Below are 24,853 nucleotides of genomic sequence, written 5' to 3' on the forward strand. Positions count from 1 at the left end.
CTCCCAACCCTCCCCCGCCAGCGGGAGAGGGCTCTGGCGGCGCGCCCGCCCGTCTCAGAGCTTCCCGTCGGCGGCGAGCGCCATCCAGGTGTCGACGAAGCGGAACTTCACGTTCTTCGCGTCGCCCAGCACCTTGCCGTCGGCGAGCGCGATACCCACCGCGTCGGCGGACTTGGCGTTGGAGCCGAGCAGGTTCTTCTCGAACAGGAACTTGCGCACCCGGTCCATGGTGGTGCCCACTTCCGGCGAGCGCACGAACGCCACCGCCTCCGGCGCCTTGGCGAACAGGCGGGTGGCGGCGAGCTGGCTGTCGAAGCCGGCAAGGTCCGAGCCGGAGGCCTTGCCCATGGCAGCCCGCGCCGCCTTGCCGGCGTCCGTGTCGGCGGTGAACAGGGCCGTGGTCTCGTACCAGATGCCGGCCAGCGCCTTGCCGAAGTCCGGGTTGTCCTTGAGCGTGTCGGAGTTCGCGACCATCAGGTCCATGATCTCGCCGGGGATCTTGGATGAGTCGAACACGTTGTGGGCGGTCTTGTCGGCGAGGATCTCGGACACCAGCGGGTTCCAGGTGACCACGGAGGTCACGTCCTTGGTCTTGAAGGCGGCGACCATGTCGGCGTCGGAGGTGTTCACCACCTTCACGTCGCGCTCCTTCAGCTTGATGCTCTCCAGCGCGCGGGCCAGCAGATAGTGGGAGACCGAGAACTCCACCAGGTTCACCTTCTGGCCCTTGATGGCCGAAAGCTCCTTCTTGCCCTTCAGGATTACCGCGTCATTGCCGTTGGAGAAGTCGCCGACGATGACGGCGGTGGTGTCCACGCCGCCGGCGGCGGGCACGGAGAGGGCGTCCATGTTGGTGACGGTGAGGGCGTCGAAGGCGCCGGCGGTGTACTGGTTGATGCTCTCCACATAATCGTTGAACTGCACGACTTCGATCTTGATGCCGTACTTGTCGGCCCACTTCTTCACGATGCCGGCGTCATTGGCGTAGCCCCACGGCATCCAGCCCACATAGATGGACCAGGCGACCTTGAAGTCCTTCTTGGGCGCGGCGGCGGCCGGCTGGGCGGCGAGGGCGAGGCCCGCCACGGCGGCGGCGCCGAGGGCGCGGGCGGCAAGGGATTTCAGGCGGTGGGCTGAGAACGAGAACGGAGTGCGCATGCTATTCCCCTTCGCTACGGATTAATTCACGTAATACGATTGGGAATTGGCGAGACCCGAGTGCCGCCAATTCCTTGGCCACTGAGGTCTCCCGGGCTTTTGTCCCGCCGTGCACCCGCTCCGGATGTCTCCCGGAGCGGTGGCAGCTCTCGGACCAGCGCACCCCGCAGGATGCCGGAACCCTAGCCACCAACTCGAACTCCTTCAAAGCAATCACCGTGCCAATATTCGTATTTTGGAAAATCAAATGGTTAGCTTGTCCGGCGGCAGCAAGGCTGCGTGCCGGGTGGGCATGATGTGGTTAGAATTTAATCATTTATATCCCGACTGCTACACATTGCATGCATGTGCGGAGGCGGTGGATCTGCCGCACGCCTCGCTTGCCGCCTGCCGCTTGCCGCTTGCGGCGCAGGGGGGCCTTGCGCCCAAGTCGGCCGGGGGCCGCGTTCGGCCCTCGCCATTCGCCAGGGCGTGCGGTAAGCGGCTGTCGACGACGGAAGGACGCGCGGCATGAAGATCATGGTGGGACTGGTGGCGACGGTTGTGGTCTGTGCGGCGCTCTACATCGCCGGCACGCTGATCGCGCCGGTGGCGTTCGCGCTGTTCGTCATCGCCGTGGTCTATCCCCTCAAGGCCGCGCTGGCGCGGCGCCTGCCCGATCTCGTCGCGGTGCTGGCCACCCTGGTGGTCACGCTCGTCGTCGTGGGCGGGGTGTCGTCCGTGGTGGTGTGGGGCTTCAGCCATGTGGCGGCCTGGGTGTTCCAGAACACCGCCCGCTTCCAGGCGCTCTATGGCCAGGCCGCCGAATGGCTGGAGGGCCACGGCTTCGTCCTCGCGGGCCTGTGGGCCGAGCATTTCGACGTGCGCTGGCTGCTGCGCCTGTTCCAGGACCTGTCCGGCCGCCTGCAGGGGCTGGCGAGCTTCCTCGTCTTCACCTTCATCTACGTGCTGCTCGGCCTCCTGGAGGTGGATGCCGCGAAAAGCCAGGTGCTGCGCCTCAGCCGCTCCGGGCGCGCGCCCCACCTGCCGGCGGCCCTCGCGGATACGGCGGCCAAGCTGCAGAAATACATGGCGGTGCGCACGCTCATGAGCATCGCCACCGGCGCGGTGGTGTGGGTGTTCACGCTGACCGCCGGGCTGGAGCTGGCGCTCGCCTGGGGCGCCATCGCCTTCGCCATGAACTACATCCCCTTCATCGGCCCGTTCGTGGCGACGCTCCTGCCCACCCTGTTCGCCCTCGCCCAGTTCGAATCCTGGGAGATGGCGCTGTTCGTGTTCGTGTGCCTGAACGTGATCCAGTTCCTGTCCGGCTCCTATCTGGAGCCCCGCCTCGCCGGCAAGGCGCTGGCGGTGTCGCCGTTCCTGGTGCTGTTCTCGGTGTTCTTCTGGGCCTTCCTGTGGGGCATTGCCGGCGCCTTCATCGGGGTGCCGATCCTGATCGCCGTCCTCACCATCTGCGCCCACCAGCCCTCCGCGCGCCATGTGGCGGAACTGCTGTCAGGCCAGACGGTTCCGGAGCAGGCGTGAGCCCGAGCCCGCGCCGCGCCTGAGCGTCGGCCCTCAACAGCATTATCGTGCGGGGGGCAGGCCTGCCGCCACCCGCTCGGCGAGATAGGGGAAGAAGGGGTTGGAGGACATGCGCACCAGCATGTCCACATTCACCACCAGCGACCCGTATTCCCCCCGCGCGGCGATATCCCCGAGCCGGATGCCGAAGTTGTCGGCGAGGTCCGGCTCCAGCCCGTAGAGCCCGTCGAAGAGCGGGAACGGGATCGCCACATGGGACAGGGAATAGACATCGTCCGGATAGGCGACCGAGAGCGGGCGGGCCGTCTCCCCGGTGGCGTTGGCGAGGGTCTCGCGCACCTCCATGGCCTGCGTGATGGTGGAGGCGTTGGCGATCACCGCCGTGCGGAAGCGCCGCGGCGCGGGCGGCAGCAGGCGGGAGAGGGCGGTGCCGGCATTGACCGTCAGAAGCTCCTCGAACTGCCCGCCGCGGTTGATGTCGAACAGCACCAGCTCGCTGCCATTGTCGTCGAGGCGGGCATGCAGCTCGTCGATGACGGCGCGGGTGCTCACCGTGTGGTCCAGCACCGACTGGAAGGTGAGCACCGGGGCGAGGCCCGAGAGCCGCCCCGAGCGCGAATGGCGCGTGATGTTCTCTTGCAGGGCCTGGGTCAGGAGGAAGGACTGGCGCGCCGCATGCACGGGGAATGAATTGTACTTGAAGGGGTTGAACTCGGGGATCAGGCTCAGCCACGCCGCCTTGGCGAACGCCGGGAAGATGGCCGGCAGGCCTGCGAGGCCGGCGAAGCGCGCGAATTCCGTCACCCCCACCATGGGCGACATCAGCACGATGCGGGAGGGGGCCACCAGCGACGGGTCGTCCAGCGCATCCAGCGCATGCATGAGCGCCAATGCGCCGCCGTTGGAATAGCCGACGATGTGCACCGGCTTGTCCGGTCCCACCCGCCGGCGCGCCTCGCGCATGGCGAGGCGGGTGGCGGCGATCCAGTCCTCGTAATCGGTCTCGGTGAGGGCGCCGGGCACCGTGCCGTGGCCGGGCAGGCGCAGCGCGATGGCGATGAAGCCGTGATCGGCATAGAGCTTCGCCAGGTGGCGATGGCTGTAAGGCGAATCGGTGAGGCCGTGCAGGAACACCGCCGCCCCCTCCGGCGCGCCCTTGGGCTCCAGCACATAGGTGCGGTTGAAATCCCGGGCGAAGCGGCCCGGATAGATGGGGCTGGCGTCAAAGTAGCGGTTGAAACGCACGCGGTCGGCAGGGTCGAGCTTCCGTGTGACCTCGCCGCGCACGGCGGTGAAGGCCTTGTCCTCGGCCTGGAGGTACTGGGCAAGGTCGGCCTTCGCCAGTTCGCTGCGGCTGAGTTCCGGTGGCACGAAGGTGTGCCAGGGCTCCAGCGGCGGGCCGCGCTGGCTGTCCACCGCCCGCACCACGAAGATGGTGAGGACAACGGCGGCCGCCAGCAGGGCGAAGAGTTTCACCGCGCGCTTCGATCCCCGCCACAGCGAGCCGAAAATCCTCATGTGCTGTCGTCCCCCTGCCGCCTGCGGCGGTGCAGGGAGCCTATAGGCCGCCGAGGCGCCAGGGCAAAGGTGAAGCCGTGCCGGATCGCCCGCCGCCGGGGAGCGGCGCGGCAGCGGACGCGGCGTCGCGGCCCACCTTTGCCCCTTGAAGGGCGGTGGCGTGATCGCTATGTGCGCTCTACGCCAGAAAGGCAGTATCGCCATGGAAAACCTGAAACTCATCGCCCTCGACGACGAGGATCTCGCGATCTTTTCCGCCCATCTGCAGGATGCGGTGGTGAAGACCGCCGACATGGGGTTCCTGCCGCGCCTGCAGCGCTTCGCCATGGTGCTGAACCGGTTCGACTGGGACCAGCAGGTCTGCGCCAACGAAACCGTGCGCCGGCGCACCGGCCTGCATTTCGAGCGGGTGCGCGACGTGAAGTGCCGCAACATGGAGGAGGCGCGCCGCACCGGCGTGCTCAATCTCCTCGCCGTCACCTTCATTCCCGGCGAGGCGCCTTCGGGCTTCGTGCTGCTCACCTTCTCGGGCGGCGCGGAAGTGCGGCTCGAGGTGGAGTGCATAGAGGCCGGTATGCGGGACCTCGGGCCCGCCTGGGGCTGCACCCATGCGCCCAAGCACCCGGTGCCCGAAGAGGTGCCGGAAACCAAGGATTCCGCCGCTTGAGCGCGGCCACGGACACGCGGGAACGCCGTGCCGCCGGCGCGGCACGGTGACCGCGGGGCTTCCCTCGCGGGCGAACCTGCTCTAGCAAGGCGCCATGCCGATCCGCCTCACTACCGAACAACCCGACTTTTCCGAGCGCTTCACCCACTTCCTCGGCTCCAAGCGCGAGGCGTCGGTGGACGTGCAGGACCAGGTGGCCGCCATCATCGCCGACGTGCGCGCGCGGGGCGACGACGCCCTTATCGACCTGTCGCGCACCTTCGACCGGGTGGACCTCGAAAAACTGGGTCTGCGCGTCACCGACGCGGAGCTGGACGCGGCCCTCGCCTCCATCCCGGACGAGACCCGCGAAGCCCTCGCCTTCGCCAAGGCGCGCATCGAATCCCATCACGCCCGCCAGAAGCCGGCCGACGACACCTATCGCGACGCCGCCGGCGTGGTGCTCGGCCACCGCTGGACCAGCGTGGACGCGGTGGGGCTTTACGTGCCCGGCGGCACGGCGGCCTATCCCTCGTCCGTGCTCATGAATGCCGTGCCGGCCAAGGTCGCCGGCGTGCCGCGCATCGTCATGGTGGTGCCGGCGCCGGATGGCGAGATTGCCCCCCTGGTGCTGGCGGCGGCGCGCCTTGCCGGCGTCCACGAGGTCTATCGCGTGGGCGGCGCCCAGGCGGTGGCGGCCCTGGCCTATGGCACGCAGAGCATCCAGCCGGTGGACAAGATCGTCGGCCCCGGCAACGCCTATGTGGCGGCCGCAAAGCGGCAGGTGTTCGGCAAGGTGGGCATCGACATGGTGGCCGGCCCCTCCGAGGTGCTGATCCTCGCCGACGCGGACGCCAGCGCCGACTGGATCGCCGCCGATCTCCTCGCCCAGGCCGAGCACGACACCGCCGCCCAGTCCATCCTCATCACCGATTCGCCCGAGCTGGCGGACCAGGTGGAGAAGGCGGTGGAGGGCATGCTGGCGACCTTGCCGCGCGTGGCCATCGCCTCCGCCTCGTGGCGCGACCATGGCGCCGTCATCCTGGTGCCGGACCTCGCCTCGGCCATTCCGCTGGTGGACCGTATCGCGCCCGAGCATCTGGAGATCCACGCGGCCAATGCCGATGACCTCGCGGCAAAGGTGCGGCATGCGGGGGCGATCTTCGTCGGCGCCTTCACGCCGGAGGCCATCGGCGACTATGTGGGCGGCACCAACCACGTTCTGCCCACCGCCCGCTCGGCGCGCTTCTCCTCGGGCCTGTCCGTGCTCGATTTCATGAAGCGCACCTCGATCCTGAAGCTCGACGCCGGCGCGCTGGAACAGCTCGGGCCGGCGGCCGTGCGCCTCGCGGCGGTGGAGCGTCTGGACGCGCACGGGCGGTCTGTCTCCATCCGCACCAACAGATGACCGGAAGGACGAGGCGATGAGCGACACGCCGGATGCCCGCCCGTCGGCCCGCCTCAGCGCGGTGACCCTCGACGATGCCTCCATCGGCCATTCCAGCGCGGACATCGAGCACGAGCGCGCCACTGCCATCTGGGACCTCATCGAGGACAACAGCTTCGCCCCGTGCGGCGACCCGGGGCAGGGGCCCTACGCGTTGCACATCTCGCTCATGGAAAGCCGCCTGGTTCTGGACATCAAGCGCGAGAGCGGCGAGCAGGTGGTGCAGCACCACCTCTCCCTCACCCCCTTCCGCAAGGTGGTGAAGGACTACTTCCTCGTCTGCGAGAGCTATTACAACGCCATCCGCTCCGCGTCGCCGAGCCAGATCGAGGCCATCGACATGGGCCGGCGCGGGCTTCACAACGAGGGCTCGACGCTGCTGCGCGAGCGCCTCGTGGGCAAGGTGGAGCTGGATTTCGACACCGCGCGGCGCCTGTTCACGCTCATCTGCGCCCTGCACTGGAAAGGCTGAGCGACCATGGAGCCCCCTGCGGCACCAAAGCGCTCGGCGCGGCCGCAATCGGTTCTCTTCATGTGTGGGCAGAACGTGGTGCGCTCGGTGATGGCGCAGGCGTTGGCCAAGCACCTGTTCGGCAAGTCGATCTATGTGGCCTCGGCCGGCGTGATCGCGGGCGAGGCGGACCCCTTCGTCACCGCGGTGCTGGAGGAGATCGGTCTCGACGTGAAGAAGCATCGGCCGCAGAGCGTGGAGGATCTCGAGGAATATGAAGGCCTCAGCTTCGACCTCGCCATCACCCTCTCGCCGGATGCCCATCACCGCGCGCTGGAACTGACCCGCACCAACGCCCTTGGCGTGGAATACTGGCCCACCCCCGATCCCACGGGCGAGGGCGGCAACCGCGAGCAGCGCCTCGATGCCTACCGCGCCGTGCGCGACGAACTGGAGCAGCGCATCCGCGCCCGGTTCCGCCAGCCCTGACGCCAGTCCACCAGCCCGCGCGACGCTTGAGCGAGAAGATCCCGGATGCGCAGCATCCTGGGGATCGCAGGAAGATCACGCCCGCCGCCGGACGTGGGGAAGCGGCGGCGGGCGCGCTGTCGCGGCGGAGCTACACCACCAGCGACAGAAGCATGATGAGGGCGAGGGCGACCACCGACAGGATCGTCTCCATGGCGGTCCAGGTCTTGAAGGTCTCCTCCACCGTCATGTTGAAATACTGCTTCACCAGCCAGAAGCCGGCATCGTTGACATGGGAGAGCACCACCGAGCCGGCGCCGGTGGCGAGCACCAGCAGCTCGCGGTTGACCCCGGGGGTGAGCGCGATGACCGGGGCGACGATGCCGGCCCCGGTGATGGTCGCCACCGTGGCCGAGCCCGTGGCCACCCGGATCACCGCCGCCACCAGCCAGGCGAGGAGGATGGGCGAGACGTGGGCCTGCACCGCCATATGGCCGATGACGTCACCCACGCCGCTGGCCACCAGCATCTGCTTGAAGCCGCCGCCGGCGCCGACGATGAGGATGATGCCCGCTACCGGCAGCAGGCTGTCGTTGAGATGGTTGACGATGACTTCGCGCGAGAAGCCGCGGGCGCTGCCGAAGGTATAGAGTGACAGCAGCAACGCGGCGAGCAGCGCGGTGATGGGGTGGCCGATGAGGTCCAGCCAGGAGCGCACCGGATGGCCGGCGGCGAAGGTCACGTCGGCGAAGGCCTTCAGCAGCATCAGCACCACCGGCAGCAGGATGGTGACGAGGGTGACGCCGAAGCCGGGCAGGGTGTGGGTGCGCGTATCCTGCACGAACTGGGCGACCAGCTCCGGCGAGGCATGGCCGGGAATGCGCCGGGAGATCAGGGAGCCGAAGATGGGGCCGGCGACGGCGGCGGCGGGCAGGCCGACGATGAGGCCGTAGAAGATGGTCTTGCCGATGTCGGCGCCGAACACGCCCACCGCCAGCAGCGGGCCGGGATGGGGCGGCACCAGGCCATGCACCGCCGAGAGGCCCGCCAGCAGCGAGATGCCCACCTTCACCAGCGACACGCCGGAGCGGCTCGCCACGATGAAGACGAGGGGGATGAGCAGCACGAAGCCGATCTCGAAGAACAGCGGAATGCCCACCAGGAAGGCTGCGAGCATGATGGCCCAGTGCACGCGCTCCTTGCCGAAGGCGTCGATGAGGGTCTGGGCGATCTGGTCCGCGCCGCCCGATTCGGCCATGAGCTTGCCCAGCATGGTGCCGAGGCCAAGCACGATGCCGACGAAGCCGAGCACGCCGCCGAACCCGTCCTGGAAGGACTTCATGACGAGGTCCACCGGCATGCCGGAACTGAGGCCCAGGAATCCCGCGGCCAGGATCAGGGCCACGAACGGGTGAATCTTGAAACGGGTGATGAGGACGATGAGACCGATGATGGTCACCGCCGCATCCAGAAGAAGAAAAGTGTCCTTGCTCATGCCCAGCATGCGCTCCTCACAACATATTTGAAACACAGGGAAATGCTCTGCTTGCCCCGATCTGCCGCCGCGCCTTGGCCGCCGTGCGCGGCCCGGCGAAGGGCGGATCGGAAGTGACGCAAGCCAAGATAGCGCTATCTTAACGGGAAAAAGCCCGCTCTGCGTCCGTGACCCGGGGCCGGGCCGAGGGCGTGCGGCAGGCAGGAAGAGTGGGTTAGAGGGCCTCCCTCACAGGATGGCCGGCGGGTATCCTGACGCCCGGATGGGCCGTGTCAGCGCCGAAGACGGCCGGCACGCGCCACCACTCCACAACCTGCCTAGCCATCTCGGGCAAGGGCAGTGTGGCGTCCAGGGTCAGTGTCAATGCTTCGCCGCATGGGCGCTCCAGCGTCGCGAACTGACTCTCGATCAGGCTCGCGGGCATGAAATGTCCGGGCCGTTCCGCCACGCGGCGGGCCGCCGTCTCGCGGGTCAGGTCGAGGAAGACGAAGCCGAGGCCGGGCACGGCCGCGCGCAGGGCCTCGCGATACTGGCGCTTCAGCGCCGAGCAGGTCAGGACCGGCCGGGCATCCTCGCCAATGGCGCGCGCCATCTCTTCGCCCAGTCGCGCCAGCCATCCGGCCCGGTCTTTGTCGTCCAGCGGAATGCCGGCGGACATTTTCGCGATGTTGGCTTCGGGATGGAAACTGTCGCCCTCGATCAAGCGCGCGCCGGCAAGCGCCGCCACGGCCGCGCCGACGCTGCTCTTGCCGCAGCCGGACACGCCCATCACCACAAGGGCTGCAATGCCATCGCCCATCTTCGTCCCCCGCCGTGCGCCCTTGAGCCGGTGTCGTGCGGCACCCGATTAGACAGCGCTGTCTCAGATCGGCCGAAGCATAGGTGCCATGCACTTCGCAACCATTGACCTTAAGTCGAGTAAGCCCCTAGAGCGCGATCCGAGCAAATGGAATCAATTTGCTCGGTGAATCGCCCTCTAAACTCAAGAAAGAGAACGCGTTGTCCGATCAGCTTGCGATGCAAGCAGATCGGCGCGTGCTCTAGTCTCCACGGATCAAGTGCTCACATGACTGTGGAGCGCGCAATTTTCTTGCTTGATGCCGCCAAGATAGCGTTATCTTATGCGCTTCCATCGGCAGCTATCAAGCGGAAATCGCTTCCATGTCCCCACGGTCTTCGGACGGGCCGTCCGGCGGTTCCTCTCGCGGGTCGCGTGCCAGCGGCCGCCCGACCCTCGCGGAGCTCGCCCGGATCGCCGGCGTGTCGCCGATCACCGCGTCGCGCGCGCTGCGGGGCGTCGCAAGCGTCGATCCCGATCTCGCGCGGCGCGTGCGGGAGGCGGCGGCAGCGCTCAATTATGTCGCCAACCCCGCGGCCCGAACCCTCGCCTCCGCCCACAGCGATGCGGTGGCGGTGCTCATTCCCTCCCTCTCCAACCTTTTGTTCATCGACACGCTGGAGGCGATCCACGACGTGCTCATGCCGCGCGGCCTGGAGGTGCTGATCGGCAATTTCCACTATTCGCCGGAGGAAGAGGAGAAGCTCGTCCGCAACTACCTCGCCTACCAGCCGCGCGGGATCCTGCTGACCGGCCTGGAGCAGACTCCCGCCACGCGGAGCCTGTTGAAGGCGAGCGGCATTCCGGTGGTCTACATGATGGAGCTGAGCCGGGAGGCCGGGCTTCACTGCGTTGGCTTCTCCCAGGAGGAGTCCGGCGCGGCGGTGGCGCGTCACCTGCTCGCACGGGGCCGGCGGCATCTCGCGTACGTGGCCGCGCAGCTCGATCCGCGCGCCCTCGAACGCGGGCTCGGCTTCCAGCGTGTACTGGCGGCGGAGCGCGAGGTGCGGCCCCCGGTCTGGCTGTCGGTGCCGGAGCCGTCGTCGGTGGCGCTTGGCGGCGAACTCTTCGTGCGCCTGCTGGAGGCCTACCCCGACATCGACGGCATCTTCTTCTGCAACGACGACCTCGCCCAGGGCGCTATCTTCGAGGCGACGCGACGGCAGGTCCCTATTCCCGGCCGGGTTGCCGTGGTGGGCTTCAACGATCTGCCGCTTTCGGCCCACATGGCGCCGCGCCTCACCTCCATCCGCACCCCGCGGGCCAAGGTCGGGGAGGCGGCGGCGCGCCGGCTGGTCGCCCTCATGGAGGGCGACTGCCGCGCCGAGCCGGCGATTGATCTCGGCTTCGAGCTGGTGGAGCGGGAGAGCAGCTGAGCTGCTGTTCCTTGCCGGTGGCCCTGTGCAAATGAAGAAAGGCGGCCGTGCGGCCGCCTTTCTCAGTTCAGGATGCCGGTCCGCTCAATTGTCGAGGAACGACCGGAGCTTGCGCGAGCGCGAGGGGTGCTTGAGCTTGCGCAGCGCCTTCGCCTCGATCTGGCGGATGCGCTCGCGCGTCACCGAGAATTGCTGACCCACCTCTTCCAGCGTGTGGTCGGTATTCATGCCGATGCCGAAACGCATGCGCAGAACCCGTTCTTCGCGTGGGGTGAGGGAGGCCAGCACCCGCGTGGTGGTCTCGCGCAGATTGCTCTGGATCGCCGCGTCGATGGGCAGGATGGCGTTCTTGTCCTCGATGAAGTCGCCGAGGTGCGAATCCTCCTCGTCGCCGATGGGCGTTTCGAGGGAGATGGGCTCCTTGGCGATCTTCAGCACCTTGCGCACCTTCTCCAGCGGCATGCCGAGCTTCTCGGCCAGCTCCTCGGGTGTGGGCTCGCGGCCGATCTCGTGCAGCATCTGCCGGCTCGTGCGCACGATCTTGTTGATCGTCTCGATCATGTGCACGGGGATGCGGATGGTCCGCGCCTGGTCGGCGATGGACCGGGTGATGGCCTGCCGGATCCACCACGTGGCGTAGGTGGAGAACTTGTAGCCGCGCCGGTACTCGAACTTGTCCACCGCCTTCATGAGGCCGATATTGCCTTCCTGGATCAGGTCCAGGAACTGCAGGCCGCGGTTGGTGTATTTCTTGGCGATGGAGATGACGAGGCGCAAATTGGCCTCCACCATTTCCTTCTTGGCCTGGCGGGCTTCCTTCTCGCCCTTCTGCACCATCTGCACGATCTTGCGGAACTCGGCGATCTCCAGCCCGGTCTCGGTGGCGAGGCCATGGATGTCGCCGCGCAGGTCGCGGATGGTGTCCTTCTCGTGGGCGACGAAGCCCTTCCAGCCCTTGGAGCCGAGCTTGGAGACGCGCAGCACCCACTTGGGGTCCAGCTCCGAGCCCATATAGTTCTTGAGGAAGTCGTCGCGGGTGACGCCATAGCTGTCGGCGAGGCGCAAGAGGCGGCCCTCGAGCCCCACGAGGCGCTTGTTGATCTCGTAGAGCTGCTCCACCAGGGCGTCGATGCGGGCCTGGTTGAGCGACAGGCTCTTCACGTCGGTGACCAGCTCTTCCTTGAGCTTCTTCGCCTTGCGCTCCTGCGCCGGCGAGAGGGTCTCGTTCTTGAGCTTGGATTCGACGTTCTGGTCCTGCAGGCGGCGCAGCTTGGTGTAGGACGAGGCGATGCTGTCGAAGGTTTCCAGTACCTTCGGCTTGATCTCCGCCTCCATGGCGGCGAGCGACATGGAGTTTTCCATGTCGTCCTCGTCGCCTTCCGGGCCGGGGGCGTCGCCGAGCAGGCCGTCCTCGCCCGCCTCGGGGGCGAGCGCGGCCTCCTCGCCCAGGGCCGCGGGCGGGTTCTTGCCCTCGGGGCCGGCATAGGTGGCTTCGAGGTCGATGATGTCGCGCAGCAGCACGCGGCCCTCGGTGAGCTCGTCGCGCCAGATGATGATGGCCTGGAACGTCAGCGGGCTCTCGCACAGGCCGGCGATCATGGCCTCGCGGCCGGCCTCGATGCGCTTGGCGATGGCGATCTCGCCCTCGCGGGACAGAAGCTCCACCGAACCCATCTCGCGCAGGTACATGCGCACCGGATCGTCGGTACGCTCGGCCGGCTCGGACTTGGTCTCCGAACGCGCGACGGCGCGCGGGGCGGCCTCGGTGAGCTCGCCGCCCTCCGCCTCCTCCGGCTCGTCGGGAGTCTCGGTTTCCTCGCCGCCCTCCTCGGCCTCGGCTTCCTCGGCCTCGATGACGTTGATGCCCATGTCGTTGAGCATGGCGAGGGTGTCCTCGATCTGCTCGGAAGTGACCTCCTCGGAGGGCATCACCTCGTTGAGCTGCTCGTAGGTCACATAACCCCGGCGCTTGGCATTCTTGATCATCTTCCGGACAGCGGCGTCGGAGAGGTCGAGCAACGGCCCGTCGGGCGCGTCGGTCTCCTTCTCGGGAGCCTCGGTCGCTTCGGAAGACTGCTTCGCCATAGACTTCTCCTGCGGATCCTGCTGAGTGGCAACAGCAGAACGGCGGCGCGGCGCCTCGGCCGTGCCACCTTTTGCCTTTGCGCCCGGGAGCGGCTTTTTTGACGCCATCCCGTTAAACCAGCCTGAACGCACTTCCAACCCCAATGGTTGATGCGCTAGGCTCCCTTTCATCCTGCTTCGCTTCCAATGTGGCCACTATGGGGTGGCCTGCGCCGGAAAGCGAAAAAAGTGCGGTTCCCGCCCCGAACACTGCCTGTTCAAAGCGAGCGCGCCGCACCCCGGCCCGATGACGCACCGAAACCTTCCACCAACGCCTCGGTCCCGTCCAGCGCCGAAAGACGCTCGCGGACATCCCGAAGCCAGGCGAAATTGGCCTCGCTGGGATCCTCTCCCAGGCTGCGTTCGGCCTCCTTCAACTCTCTAGATAGCGCGTGGGCCTTGCGATGCAAGGCCGTGCGCTGGTGCCACCAGAGCCGGACATCCGCTTCTGCGGTATCAGGATATGCCGGCCAGTCGTGCCGGGGGTTGGCGAGGGCCTTCACGCGGCGGGTGAGGGCATCGAGGTCGGCCCGCCCCAGGCGCTCGGCAAGGGCATCCGCATCGAGCCCTTCGAGGTGCGACTCGACCAGGATACGCCTCAGGCGGTCGGCCTCCGGATTGGCGAAGGGCAGGCTCGCCACCTCCTCGCCGGCTTCGTCCAGCAGGAAGATGTGGTTGATGAGGCAGAAGAGCAGCAACGCCTCGTTGCGCGGCAGGGCCGCCATCGGTCCCAGCACCAGCGCGCTGCGCGCGATCTCGGTGCCGCGCGGCACCAAGGGCGGGGGCAGGGGGGCGGAGCGGCGTCCGCCGCCGGGCTGCCAGCTCTCGCGCCGGCTTCGCCCCGCATTGCGATCCTGCGGCGAGACGAGGGCGTTGAAGCGGCCGAGCAATTCCTGCCGGTAGTGCTTGCGCACCGTCTCGTCGGCAATGGCGGACACCACTTCGCCGAGGCGGGCCTCCAGCGCGGCCCGGCGCTCCGGCGTATCGAGGGAGGCGGCCTCGCTCTCGCGCGCCCACAGCTCGGCCACCAGCGGCCGCGCCTGGGCCAGCACGCTGTCCATGGCCTCGCGGCCCGAGCGGCGGATGAGGTCGTCGGGGTCCTGCCCCTCCGGCAGAGTGGCGAAAGCGAGGCTGCGCCCGGCCTTGAGGTGCGGCAAAGCAAGGTCGAGGGCGCGATGGGCGGCGCGCCGACCGGCCTTGTCGCCGTCGAACAGCAGGAGGGGCTCTTCCGACATGCGCCAGAGCAGGTGCAGCTGCTCCTCGGTCAGGGCGGTGCCGAGCGGCGCCACGGTGGCGCCGAAGCCGGCCTCGGCCATGGCGATCACGTCCACATAGCCTTCCACCGCGATCACCCGCGCGCCCGACTGGGCGGCGGCGCGGGCAGCGGCGCCGTTATAGAGCAGCGATCCCTTGTGGAAGAGCGGCGTCTCCGGCGAATTGAGGTATTTCGCGGGAACATCCTTTTCCAGCGCGCGCCCGCCGAAGCCGACGATGCGGCCCTTGAGGTCGGTGATGGGAAACATCACCCGGTCGCGGAAGCGGTCATAGGGCACGGGAATGTCGGCGCCGGCGATCAGCAGGCCGGCCTCCACCATGTCCTCCACCGGCACGCCTTGCCTGCCCAGCGCTTCCTTGAGGTGGAACCGCTCCCCCGCCGCGTAACCCAGACCGAATCGCTTCTGGGTCGCGGGGCCGAGCTCGCGGTCTGCGAGGTAGCCCCGTGCCCTGGCGCCGAGGCGCGATTGCAGGGTCTCCTCGAAATGCCGGGCGGCCAGCGTCATGACCTCGAACAGGGTGTGCCGGCGCCGCTCCCTGGCGGCCGCCTCGGGCGTCTCCTGCGGCAGGGGCAGGCCGGCCATGGCGGCGAGCCGTTCCACCGCCTCGCCGAAGGGCACGCCCTCCGTCTCCATCAGGAAGTCGAACACGTCGCCGTGCTTGCCCGAGGAAAAGCAGTGGTAGAAGCCCTTCTGGTCGTTGACGAAGAAGGACGGCGTCTTCTCCGCGTTGAAGGGGGAGAGGCCGGCAAACTCGCGGCCCTGCTTCTTCAGCTTGACGCGACGGCCCACGACCTCCGACACGGGGAGGCGGGCGCGGATCTCGTCAAGGAAGGCGGGCGGAAAGCGCATGCGCGGTCTGTCCGGGCGGCCGGCCCATCCATTCGGATCGCCTCGCGGCGCTTCCGATCGTCTGCCGCCATTGCCGCCACAGTGTGAGGAGCGAGGGGTCTTGTAAAGCGCGCGCGTCCCTGCCCGCAAGCTTGCCGCCGGGCCGCCGGCATGCCGCTCAGGCGGTGGCCTCGCCGCGGCGCCGCAGGACCCAGGGCGCTTCGAACAGCCACGGTGCCCCCCGCTGGAGGGCGAGCCCGAGGACGAGGGAGGCGGGGAGCACCAGGGCGAAGATCAGATAGGGGTTCCCCGCAAGCCCGGACAGGCCGGTGGCCTCGAGGACGTTGACGAGATAGACGATCAGGATCTTGTGCAGCAGGTAGATGTAGATCGTGTTCCGGCCGATGAAGCCCATGGCGGCGCCGACTGGGGTTTGCGCCGTCGCCTGGCAGAACTGGCAGACGGTGAACAGGCCGAGGGCGCTGGCCGTCAGGGTGAGGACGGCGATGTATTCGAGGTGCTGGCCGAGGACGAGCAGGGTGAAGGCGAGGAACAGCGCCAATGTCACCGGCCACCATGCCTTGAGCCGCCGTGCATAGGTGTCCGCATAGGGATAAAGGTAGCCGCCGAGAATGAAGAAGAGGGGCAGGCGCTCCATGCGGGTCTGGAAGGTGAGGGGTTCCCATTGTCCGTCGTGGACGCTGATGGCGTAGACGATGAGCAGGGTGCCGATGACCAGGGGCTTCGGCAGGGGGCTGACCAGCTTGGCGAACACGAAGAGCAATGCCAGCGCGAATATGAACCAGAGATATTCCAGCGGATCTATGAAGTTCAAGAAATAGTCCGCGAATGTCGGTGGTGCTCCGTGCATCGTGTCTCTGACCACGACGATGGTGATGAAGAAAATAGTCATCCAGAGCGCGTAAATATAGTAATAATTGAATGCTCGGTCTGCCAGAAGGGTGCGCCAGCCGCTGTTGATCGCCTTGCCGGAGAAGAAACCGGCGGCGAAGAAGAACAGCGGCATGCGGACGAAAATCAGCAGGTTGTTGAGGGGCAGATCAATGCCCGCAGTATGCCACAGCACCACGAGGCAGATGCTGATCCCCTTGGCGCCATCCACCCACGCCGCCCTCTGGCGCAGCGGCGCGGACCGAAGGGGCGCGGGGCTCTCGCCGTCTGCCGTGCCGTGACGATCCATGCGCATCCAGCCCTCACGAAGGGACCGGATGCGCGCTCATGTGATCGATCCGGTCGTGGTGGCACGGGCCTGCCGCTCAATATGAGGTGGCGTCGGCCCTCACAACTCAGGGTCATCATAGTTCTGTTTTCGCGAAATGCGAATGACGTTGTGGCGCTGCACAATGCGCGCGTCATCCTCGCTATCCACAGGCCGGGACAGGCCCGGCCGAGGGGGGGGCTGCTGACACGGCCGTGGACCTCGGGGGCAACTCCGGCCGTTTCGCCGGGGCCGGGTCCGCTACCGGCCCTCGCCGTGGAATGCGGGCGCGCAAGTGGCCGCCCCCCGCGGCGGGGCGTCCGCGAAGACAATGCGCTAGGGTCCGGGCCGGATCCGCATGGAGCGTTCAGCCGGCGGCGGCGAGGGCTTCCTTCACCCAGCCGGATGCCTTGCCGAAGTCGATGGCGCCGGCATGACGCTCCTTCAGCACCGCCATGGTGCGACCCATGTCCTTGATGCCCTTGGCCTCGATCTCGGCGATGACGGCCTGGATGGCGGCACGGGTGTCGGCCTCGGAGAGCTGCTGCGGCAGGAAGGCCTGGATGTAGACGATTTCCTCGCGCTCCTGTTCGGCGAGTTCGGGTCGGCCGTTCTCGTCGTAGATCTTCGCGCTTTCCTCGCGCTGCTTGACCATCTTGGCGAGCAGGGCGCGCAGCTCGTCGTCGGTGAGGGGGTCCTTGCCGTGGCCGCGCTGCTCGATGTCGCGATCCTTGAGCGCCGCATTGATGAGGCGGAGCGTGGCGGTGCGGCGCTTTTCCTGGGCCTTCAGCGACTCTTTCAGGGCCGCATTGATGTCGTCACGAAGCACGGAACGTCGTCCTTGTTTGAATGATGAGCGAGATCGGGCGCGTGGGAGGCGGTGGGCAACGCCGGCCGGGCAGTGGCACGTCAAAGCTGCGGTCCGAGCCCGCCGGACGGGAAACGCCTGCCTGGCGCCCCGGCACCGCCGACGGAGGCTCTTTCCTCCGCGTTTCCTCGACCTTCGGGCGCCGCGATGCACAAATTCGCGCGCGTGACGCTGGAAACGCGGCGCGCGAGCCTCTATCTAGGCGATCCATGACCAACGAACAAGACCATGCCCCGACCGCCCCGGCCGAAGGCCGGGATGCGCGCACCGCTGCCGAAGGCTGGAGCGAGCCCAGGCCCACCGCCGTCCTCGTCCTCGCCGATGGAACGGTCCTTGAAGGATTCGGCATCGGCGCCGAGGCCCGGCTCGCCGGCGAGGTGTGCTTCAACACCGCCATCACCGGCTACGAGGAGATCCTGACCGATCCCTCCTATGCGGGACAGATCATCACCTTCACGTTCCCGCACATCGGCAATGTGGGGACCAACGAGGAAGACATCGAGACGGTGTCCATGGCCGCCGCCTCGGGCGTGCGCGGGGTGGTGCTGCGCACCGCCGTCACCGAGCCTTCCAACTACCGCGCCACCCGCCCCCTCGACGAGTGGCTGAAGGCGCGCGGCATTCCCGGCATCACCGGCATCGACACCCGCGCGCTCACCGCCCTCATCCGCGAGGCGGGCATGCCCAATGCGGTCATCGCCCATTCCGCCGACGGCGTGTTCGACATCGAGGCGCTGAAGGCCGAGGCGCGGGCCTGGCCTGGCCTCGTCGGCATGGACCTCGTGCCCGGCGTCACCTCCGCCCAGCGCTTCGGCTGGGACGAGACCACCTGGGAATGGGAAAAGGGCTACGGCCGCCAGGACGCGCCCCGGCACCATGTGGTGGCGGTGGACTATGGCGTGAAGCGCAACATCCTGCGCCTGCTGGCCCGCGCCGGCTGCAAGGTGACGGTGGTTCCGGCCACCGCCTCCGCCGACGACATCCTGGCCCTGAAGCCGGACGGCGTGTTCCTCTCCAACGGCCCCGGCGATCCGGCGGCGACGGGGGAATATGCGGTGCCGGTGATCCGCCAGATCATCGAGACCGGTGTGCCCACCTTCGGCATCTGCCTCGGCCACCAGATGATCGGCCTCGCGGTGGGCGGGCGCACGGTGAAGATGCATCAGGGCCACCACGGCGCGAACCACCCGGTCAAGGACCTCACCACCGGCAAGGTGGAGATCACCTCCATGAACCACGGCTTCGCGGTGGACCGGGAGACCCTGCCGAAGAATGCGGTGGAGACCCATGTCTCCCTGTTCGACGGATCGAATGCCGGCATCGCGCTGGCCGACCGGCCGGTGTTCTCGGTGCAGTACCACCCCGAGGCGAGCCCCGGCCCGCAGGACAGCCACTATCTGTTCGACCGCTTCGTCGAGATGATCGGCAAGCACAAGGCAGCCTGAGGGGCGCTCGCAGAGGCAAAAAGGCCGGCGCATGCGCCGGCCTTTTTATTTGTGAGGTGGCCGGATCAGTCCAGGAAGTTGCCGTGCTCGGCCACGTGGCGGGCGAGGCCCATGGTGTGCTCGCGCACCAGGCGCTCGGCGAGATCCGGATCGCGCTTCTCGATGGCTTCCACGATCTTCGTGTGATCCACGATGGAGCGCTGGGCGCGGTGATCCTGGCCGATGGTGACCTTGCGCACGCCGCGCATGTGCGGAAACAGGTTTTCCGTGGTCTCGGCGATGAGCTGGCATCCGGACATGCGGATGATGAGCTTGTGGAAGGCAAGGTTCGCCTCGGAATATTCCGAGACGTACTCCTCCGGATCGCGATTGGCGAAGGCGCGCACGTTCTCGCGAAGCTGGCGGATCTCCCCGTCGCTCGCCCGCTCGCAGGCGAGGCGCGCGGCCATGCTTTCGAGCGCGGCCCACACGGTGATCATCTCGATCACCTCCTGCTTGGTCTTGCGCACCACGAAGATGCCGCGGCGCGGCACGGACCGCACGAAGCCCTCCTGCTCCAGCAGGGTCATGGCCTCGCGAATCGGCGTGCGCGAGACGCCGAGCCGTTCGGAGAGCTGGCGCTCCTCGAGGCGGATCTCCTCGGGGTGGCTGTAGATGTCCATCTCCATGATGGCCGCCTTCAGCGCCTTGTATGCCTTCATGCGGAAGCTCGATTCCGTCTCGATCGGCTTCACGTTGATATCCTGGTACGTCATCGCACCCTTTCGCCCCTCGCTAGCCGCCTGGCTGATCAGGTTCGCCGGACCGGCGCCGCGCGATTCCCGCTGTTGCGCACCATATACATCATATCGAATGGCAGCATGATTGAAGGGGGTAAGCAATGCCGCACCTTCTGCCCAGTTGCATTGCGGTGCAGCAAAGATAACGCCCGGTTCATGCCGCGTTGCGCGTTGACAGAATGTATTTTGAATACCAGCATCTCTTCCAGGAGACGGGGCGGCATTTTTCGCCCAAGCCCCGCTCGTGACGGCGAACACATCGCCAGGGGAGAACGCCAATGATTACCGTGGACGACATGCTGCGGGAGAAGCGCGATACCCGCATTATAACCCTGCGTATGCACGAGACCGTGGCGGATGCGGTATTGGTGATGAAGCGGGAGAACATCTCCTCCGTCATCGTCAAGGATGTCTGCCGGACCGAAGGTAATACGGTGGTGGGTGTCTTTTCGGAGCGGGACGTCACGCGCGCTGTGCTGGAGCACGGCGCAGGCACGCCGAAGATGGTTCTCGCCAGCCTGCTGAAGCGCGAAGTGATCAGCTGCAGCCTCGCGGACAGTATCGAGACCGTGCTGCGGCTGATGGTCGAGCACCAGGTGCGCCACCTGCCCGTCATCGAGGACCACAGCCTCGTCGGCGTCATCAGCGCCACCGACCTGATGCGCCACTACCTCAAGGAAGAGGAAGCCGCCGTTCGCGAGACGGTCGGCGCCGGCGTCAGCTCCGGCCTGGAAGCGGGGCTCGCCGCCCTGAGGTGATGTCGTCGCGCAAGGGGATTGCGACGGCCGATCGACGGTGCTACATTTTGTATCTGGCATACGTAATTCAGTACACAGATATGCCACGGACGATGCCCTCAGGGTCAGTCCCAGCCGGCGGAAGCCGGTCATCCAGCGAAAAGAAAGCCGGCGCAGACCGGCACCTCCGCCAACCAGGGCAGGGAATTCCGGGAGTGGATGCATGGGCAAGGCGCTCGACGGCGTGCGCGTCCTGGACATGACGCACGTGCAGTCCGGCCCTTCTGCGACGCAGCTTCTTGCGTGGCTGGGGGCGGAGGTCATCAAGGTTGAGATGCCGCGGCGCGGCGACATCACCCGCACCCAGCTGCGGGACAAGTCCAATGTGGACAGTCTCTATTTCACCATGCTGAACGCCAACAAGCGCAGCGTCACCATCAACATCAAGACCCCGCAGGGCCAGGAGGCGCTCACCCGCCTCATCGAGGCCTGCGACGTGCTGGTGGAGAATTTCGGCCCCGGCGTGCTCGATCGCCAGGGCTTCGGCTACGAGGCCGTCCGGGCCCGCAACCCCCGCCTCATCTACGCGTCCATCCGCGGCTTCGCCGAAGGCGCCGGCGTGGATGCCAAAGCCTATGAGACCATCGCCCAGGCCATGGGCGGTGCCATGAGCACCACCGGCTGGCGCTCCGGCCCGCCCACCGCCTCCAGCGCCCAGATCGGCGATACCGGCACCGGCATCCATTGCGTGGCCGGCATCCTCGCGGCGCTCTACCAGCGCACCATTACCGGCGAGGGCCAGAAGGTGGACGTGGCCATGCAGGACTGCGTGGTGAACCTCCTGCGGGTGAAGCTGCGCGACCAGCAGCGCCTCGGCGCCGGGCCGCTCACCGAATATCCCGGCGCCCCGGAAGGCGATTGCGTGCCGCGGGCGGGCAACTGCTCCGGCGGCGGCCAGCCGGGTGCCGCGCTGCGCTGCGCGCCGGGCGGCGAGAACGATTATTGCTACGTCATCATCCAACCCCAGGGCTGGGCGCCGTTGATGCGGCTCGTGGGCCGCAAGGACCTGATCGACGATGTGAAGTTCGCCTCTCACGAGGCGCGGGCGCAACGGCTCGACCAGTGCTTCGAGATCATCGAGCGCTGGACCGTGAAGCGCACCAAGTTCGAGGTCATGGCCGCCCTGAAGGCCATCGACGTGCCCTGCGGGCCGGTCCTGTCCACCAGGGACATCCTGGAGGACCGCGCCCTCTACGACCGGGGCTTCCTGGTGGAGGTACCGCATCCCGAGCGCGGCACCTACGTCACCGTGGGCTCCCCCATCCATCTGTCCGCAAGCCACGTTCCCGTCGAGCGCGCGCCGCTCCTGGGCGAGCATACGGAGGAGGTGCTGGCCACGCTCGGCTACACCCATGAAGAGATCGCCGGCATGCGTGCCGCCGGTGCCGTCTGACGGGAGGACAACACCCGTTTGCACACATCCGCCGCCCCATGAGGGACAATAAGAGGGTGGGGCGGTTACCAACATGAAAACTATAAAAAGTCTCAAGGGGTAGGAAATATGGTTGAAGCAGCAGTAAAGGCGCCTGCGACCAATCGCTGGCTGCAACTCGTCGCTGGTATCGTCTGCATGGTGGCCGCGGCGAACATCCAGTATTCCTGGACGCTGTTCGTCCCGGAGATCGTCTCGACCAACGGCTGGACGCGCGCCTCGGTGCAGGTGGCCTTCACCGTCTTCGTGGTGGTGCAGACCTGGCTGACGCCCATCGAGGGCTATTTCATCGACAAGTACGGCCCGCGGGTCATGGTGATGGTGGGCGGCCTGTTCACCGGCCTGTCGTGGGTGCTCAATTCCTATGCCGGCTCGCTCACCGCGCTCTATGTGGCGGCGGCCGTCGGCGGCATCGGTGTCGGCTGCGTCTACGCCACCTGCGTGAACGCCGCGCTGAAGTGGTTCCCGGATCGCCGCGGCCTCGCCGTCGGCCTCACCGCGGCGGGCTACGGCTCGGGCACGGTGCTGACCATCCTGCCCATCGCCGCCATGATCAAGACGAGCGGCTACCAGGAAACCTTCTTCACCTTCGGCCTGATCCAGGGCGCGGTGATCCTGCTCGCGGCCGGCTTCCTGCGGGCGCCGTCCAAGACCGAGGTGACCTATTCGACCACCGTGGCCCAGAGCCGGCGCGACTACACCCTGGGCGAGGCGCTCCAGACCCCCGTGTTCTGGATCATGCTCACCCTGTTCGTCCTCACCGTGTCCGGCGGCCTGATGGCTGTGGCGCAGCTGGGCGTGATCGCCGAAGACCTCGGCGTGAAGCACATCAACGTCGACCTCTACTTCTTCGCCATGGCGGCGCTGCCCTTCGCCCTGATGCTGGACCGCATCCTGAACGGGTTCTCGCGCCCCTTCTTCGGCTGGATCTCCGACCATATCGGCCGCGAGAAGACCATGTTCTTCGCCTTCGCCATGGAAGGCCTCGGCATCGTCGCGCTGGGGACGTTCGGCCACAATCCGTGGGCGTTCATCATCCTGTCGGGCGTGGTCTTCCTGGCCTGGGGCGAAGTCTACTCCCTGTTCTCGGCCACCGCCGCGGATACCTTCGGCTCCAAGCACATCGGCAAGATCTACGGCATGCTCTACACCGCCAAGGGCTTCGCCGCCCTGCTGGTGCCGCTGGCCAACATCCTGATGGAGGCGACCGGCACCTGGACCACCGTGCTCTATACGGTGGCGGCCATGGACCTGACGGCCGCGTTCGGCGCCCTCTTCGTGCTACGGCCCATGCTGGCGCGCCACCACCGGCTCAATGCCGAGGCGGCCGCCGCGGCGACCGCCGCTCGCGAAGCGACGGCCTGACCCTCGAATGGTCCCGGCCGGGTCATCGCGGTCCGGCCGGGAGCTCCATATCCGCCTCGCCTGAAAGCGCTTCCAGACGCCAGGACAGGCAACCTGTTTTCCGAACGGCCGCGATCAAGGCCGTTCAGGCTCCGGCTCGAAAGCCCAAGGCAAGACGACGCCCGCGAACTGCTCCGGCGGCGGGCGCGCCGCCGGGCCCCGCTCCTCTCGCGCCGTCCAAGGCGCGGACCCAGTCCCTCCGCCGTCCAAGTTGGCGGCCCCTCGAGCCCCGGCCTTGTGCCGGGGCTTTTTTCGTTTGCGGGTCAGCAGCCATGCGGTGGCTTCCGGAGGATTCTGCGGAGCTATTGTCGTACGGGACAACGTATTTTTATGTAAAAGGAGCGGCTTGCCGCTCCCTTCTTTTGATCAGAACGGGGAGAACGCGATCCCGGATGCCTCCGCATCACGGGGTCCGTCATCAGTTGTGGCGGGGCGAGACGGCTACTTGGACGGCGCCGTTCGCGGCGGTCCGCACCGAAGCGAAGCGCGGCTCGGACGGTTGCAGGAGCACGTCTTCCACCGGCACGCCCATGCCGCCGGCAACGGTCAAGTAGGGCTTCTGGGCGCTCAGGCCGGTAACCGCGAGCGAGAGGACGATGCCAAAAAGGCCGAAGGCCGTCAGTTCAAGCGTGTTCATAATCATGTCTCCGGGCACCTCAAGTGCCACCCCCATTGCGCCTTCGCGTGCGGCGCACCATCGGGATCGAGCTTTACATAGCGCAGGCCCGATCCGTTTTGGTATACATAATACGCAGAGGGTCCCCGCATTGCTGCATAGCAGCATTGCATGCCTGAGCCGAGGCCGGAAGAGCCCCGGCCCCGGCGCGGCATGCCCCGATGGCGGGGCTTGCCAGGAGAGGATCGGGAAGGGCGGTCAGTCCCTGACGATGGCCCCGAGATGGGCGAGCAGGCCTGCGGTGGATGGCGAGGCACCGGCAGGCAGCGCGCCGCCGGTGACAGCGGGCAGGAACTGGGTGGCGAGTTCCTTGCCCAGCTCCACGCCCCACTGGTCGAAGGCGTTGATGCCCCACACCGCCGCTTCCACGAACACCCGGTGCTCGTAGAGCGCGATGATGCGGCCGAGCGTGAACGGGTCGAGGGTGGCATAGGCGATGGTCACCGACGGGCGGTCGCCGGGGAAGACGCGATGGGGCGCGATCTCCGCCACCTTGTCCTCGGCCATGCCCTTGGCCCTGAGCTGGGCCGCCGCCTCGTCCAGCGTGCGTCCGCGCATCAGCGCTTCCGACTGGGCGAGGCAGTTCGCCACCAGCAGGTCCTGGTGATCCTTCAGCGCCGGCTCGTGGCTTTGCGCCCCGATCAGAAACTCCACCGGCACGATGTCCGTGCCCTGGTGCAGCAGCTGGAAGAAGGCGTGCTGCGCGTTGGTGCCGGGCTCGCCCCACACCACGGGGCCGGTGGGCCGGGCGACGGCGGCCCCGTCCCGGGTCACGCTCTTGCCGTTGCTCTCCATGTCCAGCTGCTGGAGATAGGCCGGCAGCCGGGCAAGGCGCTGGTCGTAGGGGATGATGGCGCGGCTCGGGAAGCCGCAGGCATTGCGATGCCACAGACCGATGAGGCCCAGCAGCACCGGCAGGTTCTGGTCGAGGGGGGCGGAGCGGAAGTGCTCGTCCATGGCCGCCGCGCCGGCGAGGAACTCGCGGAACCGGTCGGGGCCGATGGCCAGCATCAGCGGCAGGCCGATGGCCGACCACACCGAATAGCGCCCGCCCACCCCTGTCTCCTATACACCTCTGAC

At 67.4% G+C, this 24,853-nt stretch carries 20 protein-coding genes, 1 pseudogene and 1 riboswitch; of the genes and pseudogenes, 10 read left to right on the top strand and 11 right to left on the bottom strand.

The features are described from left to right. Positions 1-54 precede the first annotated feature (54 nt). Positions 55-1,158 carry a putative urea ABC transporter substrate-binding protein gene (locus K9U40_RS14885; protein ID WP_282890938.1) on the bottom strand — a complete coding sequence of 368 codons (1,104 nt, stop codon included), beginning with the start codon at positions 1,156-1,158 and terminating at the stop codon, positions 55-57. A gap of 86 nt (positions 1,159-1,244) precedes the next feature. Continuing rightward, a riboswitch (guanidine-I (ykkC/yxkD leader) is annotated at positions 1,245-1,355 on the bottom strand. Between the two features lie 313 nt (positions 1,356-1,668). On the opposite strand from K9U40_RS14885, the gene K9U40_RS14890 reads away from it, so the two are divergent. Next, on the top strand, positions 1,669-2,685 hold the full coding sequence (locus K9U40_RS14890; protein WP_282890939.1) for an AI-2E family transporter: 1,017 nt from the start codon (positions 1,669-1,671) through the stop codon (positions 2,683-2,685). A 42-nt stretch (positions 2,686-2,727) separates the two neighbouring features. Here the strand turns inward: K9U40_RS14890 and K9U40_RS14895 are convergent, their stop codons facing one another. Then, positions 2,728-4,203 carry an alpha/beta hydrolase gene (locus K9U40_RS14895; RefSeq protein WP_282890940.1) on the bottom strand — a complete coding sequence of 492 codons (1,476 nt, stop codon included), beginning with the start codon at positions 4,201-4,203 and terminating at the stop codon, positions 2,728-2,730. Between the two features lie 202 nt (positions 4,204-4,405). On the opposite strand from K9U40_RS14895, the gene K9U40_RS14900 reads away from it, so the two are divergent. The 4 genes from K9U40_RS14900 (at position 4,406) to K9U40_RS14915 (ending at position 7,236) form a co-directional block, all read left to right on the top strand. Next, positions 4,406-4,870 carry a DUF2948 family protein gene (locus K9U40_RS14900; RefSeq protein WP_282890941.1) on the top strand — a complete coding sequence of 155 codons (465 nt, stop codon included), beginning with the start codon at positions 4,406-4,408 and terminating at the stop codon, positions 4,868-4,870. Between the two features lie 94 nt (positions 4,871-4,964). Beyond that, positions 4,965-6,257, top strand: coding sequence for a histidinol dehydrogenase (hisD, locus tag K9U40_RS14905; RefSeq protein ID WP_282890942.1), 1,293 nt, complete (start codon positions 4,965-4,967; stop codon positions 6,255-6,257). A 16-nt stretch (positions 6,258-6,273) separates the two neighbouring features. Next, complete coding sequence (locus K9U40_RS14910) at positions 6,274-6,768, top strand: UPF0262 family protein (protein ID WP_282890943.1); 495 nt, start codon at positions 6,274-6,276, stop codon at positions 6,766-6,768. 6 nt (positions 6,769-6,774) lie between these two features. Next, complete coding sequence (locus K9U40_RS14915) at positions 6,775-7,236, top strand: low molecular weight phosphatase family protein (protein WP_282890944.1); 462 nt, start codon at positions 6,775-6,777, stop codon at positions 7,234-7,236. 130 nt (positions 7,237-7,366) lie between these two features. Here K9U40_RS14915 and K9U40_RS14920 read toward each other — a convergent pair whose 3' ends face one another. Together K9U40_RS14920 and K9U40_RS14925 are read right to left on the bottom strand one after the other, a co-directional pair. Next, positions 7,367-8,710 (bottom strand): GntP family permease, encoded by a 1,344-nt coding sequence (locus K9U40_RS14920; RefSeq protein ID WP_282890945.1) that lies wholly within the window; start codon positions 8,708-8,710, stop codon positions 7,367-7,369. A 214-nt stretch (positions 8,711-8,924) separates the two neighbouring features. After that, complete coding sequence (locus K9U40_RS14925; RefSeq protein ID WP_282890946.1) at positions 8,925-9,479, bottom strand: gluconokinase; 555 nt, start codon at positions 9,477-9,479, stop codon at positions 8,925-8,927. A gap of 392 nt (positions 9,480-9,871) precedes the next feature. Here K9U40_RS14925 and K9U40_RS14930 point away from each other — a divergent pair, with 392 nt between their 5' ends. Next, positions 9,872-10,924, top strand: coding sequence for a LacI family DNA-binding transcriptional regulator (locus K9U40_RS14930; protein WP_282890947.1), 1,053 nt, complete (start codon positions 9,872-9,874; stop codon positions 10,922-10,924). Between the two features lie 84 nt (positions 10,925-11,008). Here the strand turns inward: K9U40_RS14930 and rpoD are convergent, their stop codons facing one another. The 4 genes from rpoD to K9U40_RS14950 all read right to left on the bottom strand — a co-directional run bounded on the left by rpoD (position 11,009) and on the right by K9U40_RS14950 (position 17,201). Then, complete coding sequence (gene rpoD, locus K9U40_RS14935; RefSeq protein WP_282890948.1) at positions 11,009-13,009, bottom strand: RNA polymerase sigma factor RpoD; 2,001 nt, start codon at positions 13,007-13,009, stop codon at positions 11,009-11,011. A gap of 257 nt (positions 13,010-13,266) precedes the next feature. Continuing rightward, positions 13,267-15,174, bottom strand: coding sequence for a DNA primase (dnaG, locus tag K9U40_RS14940; RefSeq protein WP_282890949.1), 1,908 nt, complete (start codon positions 15,172-15,174; stop codon positions 13,267-13,269). Positions 15,175-15,331: 157 nt separating this feature from the next. Beyond that, on the bottom strand, positions 15,332-16,360 hold the full coding sequence (locus K9U40_RS14945; RefSeq protein ID WP_282890950.1) for an acyltransferase family protein: 1,029 nt from the start codon (positions 16,358-16,360) through the stop codon (positions 15,332-15,334). 379 nt (positions 16,361-16,739) lie between these two features. Beyond that, on the bottom strand, positions 16,740-17,201 hold the full coding sequence (locus K9U40_RS14950; RefSeq protein ID WP_282890951.1) for a GatB/YqeY domain-containing protein: 462 nt from the start codon (positions 17,199-17,201) through the stop codon (positions 16,740-16,742). 248 nt (positions 17,202-17,449) lie between these two features. On the opposite strand from K9U40_RS14950, the gene carA reads away from it, so the two are divergent. Next, positions 17,450-18,685, top strand: a complete 1,236-nt coding sequence (gene carA / locus K9U40_RS14955) for a glutamine-hydrolyzing carbamoyl-phosphate synthase small subunit (RefSeq protein WP_282890952.1) — start codon at positions 17,450-17,452, stop codon at positions 18,683-18,685. A gap of 65 nt (positions 18,686-18,750) precedes the next feature. Here the strand turns inward: carA and K9U40_RS14960 are convergent, their stop codons facing one another. Further along, positions 18,751-19,440: a GntR family transcriptional regulator gene (locus K9U40_RS14960; protein ID WP_282890953.1), complete on the bottom strand. Its 690-nt coding sequence runs from the start codon at positions 19,438-19,440 to the stop codon at positions 18,751-18,753. A gap of 302 nt (positions 19,441-19,742) precedes the next feature. Here K9U40_RS14960 and K9U40_RS14965 point away from each other — a divergent pair, with 302 nt between their 5' ends. The 3 genes from K9U40_RS14965 (at position 19,743) to oxlT (ending at position 23,058) form a co-directional block, all read left to right on the top strand. Next, complete coding sequence (locus K9U40_RS14965; RefSeq protein WP_282890954.1) at positions 19,743-20,222, top strand: CBS domain-containing protein; 480 nt, start codon at positions 19,743-19,745, stop codon at positions 20,220-20,222. Positions 20,223-20,424: 202 nt separating this feature from the next. Then, positions 20,425-21,654, top strand: coding sequence for a formyl-CoA transferase (gene frc / locus K9U40_RS14970; protein WP_282890955.1), 1,230 nt, complete (start codon positions 20,425-20,427; stop codon positions 21,652-21,654). 108 nt (positions 21,655-21,762) lie between these two features. After that, positions 21,763-23,058 (top strand): oxalate/formate MFS antiporter, encoded by a 1,296-nt coding sequence (oxlT, locus tag K9U40_RS14975; RefSeq protein WP_282890956.1) that lies wholly within the window; start codon positions 21,763-21,765, stop codon positions 23,056-23,058. A 457-nt stretch (positions 23,059-23,515) separates the two neighbouring features. Here oxlT and K9U40_RS14980 read toward each other — a convergent pair whose 3' ends face one another. Next, the gene (locus tag K9U40_RS14980) at positions 23,516-23,734 is read right to left on the bottom strand and encodes a hypothetical protein (RefSeq protein WP_282890957.1); all 219 of its coding nucleotides are present in this window, start codon (positions 23,732-23,734) and stop codon (positions 23,516-23,518) included. Positions 23,735-23,971: 237 nt separating this feature from the next. Continuing rightward, a pseudogene (locus K9U40_RS14985) lies at positions 23,972-24,829 on the bottom strand (glucose-6-phosphate isomerase); the annotation flags it as partial. Between the last annotated feature and the right edge of the window lie 24 nt (positions 24,830-24,853).

Origin of the sequence: Xanthobacter autotrophicus (genome assembly GCF_030015065.1) — a bacterium.
Taxonomy (GTDB): Bacteria; Pseudomonadota; Alphaproteobacteria; order Rhizobiales; family Xanthobacteraceae; genus Xanthobacter; species Xanthobacter autotrophicus_D.

Coding starts and splice junctions, on each gene's coding strand:
- K9U40_RS14885 (WP_282890938.1), bottom strand. CDS start 1,158: ATGCGCACTCCGTTCTCGTTCTCAGCCCACCGCCTGAAATCCCTTGCC.
- K9U40_RS14890 (WP_282890939.1), top strand. CDS start 1,669: ATGAAGATCATGGTGGGACTGGTGGCGACGGTTGTGGTCTGTGCGGCG.
- K9U40_RS14895 (WP_282890940.1), bottom strand. CDS start 4,203: ATGAGGATTTTCGGCTCGCTGTGGCGGGGATCGAAGCGCGCGGTGAAA.
- K9U40_RS14900 (WP_282890941.1), top strand. CDS start 4,406: ATGGAAAACCTGAAACTCATCGCCCTCGACGACGAGGATCTCGCGATC.
- hisD (WP_282890942.1), top strand. CDS start 4,965: ATGCCGATCCGCCTCACTACCGAACAACCCGACTTTTCCGAGCGCTTC.
- K9U40_RS14910 (WP_282890943.1), top strand. CDS start 6,274: ATGAGCGACACGCCGGATGCCCGCCCGTCGGCCCGCCTCAGCGCGGTG.
- K9U40_RS14915 (WP_282890944.1), top strand. CDS start 6,775: ATGGAGCCCCCTGCGGCACCAAAGCGCTCGGCGCGGCCGCAATCGGTT.
- K9U40_RS14920 (WP_282890945.1), bottom strand. CDS start 8,710: ATGAGCAAGGACACTTTTCTTCTTCTGGATGCGGCGGTGACCATCATC.
- K9U40_RS14925 (WP_282890946.1), bottom strand. CDS start 9,479: ATGGGCGTGTCCGGCTGCGGCAAGAGCAGCGTCGGCGCGGCCGTGGCG.
- K9U40_RS14930 (WP_282890947.1), top strand. CDS start 9,872: ATGTCCCCACGGTCTTCGGACGGGCCGTCCGGCGGTTCCTCTCGCGGG.
- rpoD (WP_282890948.1), bottom strand. CDS start 13,009: ATGGCGAAGCAGTCTTCCGAAGCGACCGAGGCTCCCGAGAAGGAGACC.
- dnaG (WP_282890949.1), bottom strand. CDS start 15,174: ATGCGCTTTCCGCCCGCCTTCCTTGACGAGATCCGCGCCCGCCTCCCC.
- K9U40_RS14945 (WP_282890950.1), bottom strand. CDS start 16,360: ATGCGCATGGATCGTCACGGCACGGCAGACGGCGAGAGCCCCGCGCCC.
- carA (WP_282890952.1), top strand. CDS start 17,450: ATGACCAACGAACAAGACCATGCCCCGACCGCCCCGGCCGAAGGCCGG.
- K9U40_RS14960 (WP_282890953.1), bottom strand. CDS start 19,440: ATGACGTACCAGGATATCAACGTGAAGCCGATCGAGACGGAATCGAGC.
- K9U40_RS14965 (WP_282890954.1), top strand. CDS start 19,743: ATGATTACCGTGGACGACATGCTGCGGGAGAAGCGCGATACCCGCATT.
- frc (WP_282890955.1), top strand. CDS start 20,425: ATGGGCAAGGCGCTCGACGGCGTGCGCGTCCTGGACATGACGCACGTG.
- oxlT (WP_282890956.1), top strand. CDS start 21,763: ATGGTTGAAGCAGCAGTAAAGGCGCCTGCGACCAATCGCTGGCTGCAA.
- K9U40_RS14980 (WP_282890957.1), bottom strand. CDS start 23,734: ATGAACACGCTTGAACTGACGGCCTTCGGCCTTTTTGGCATCGTCCTC.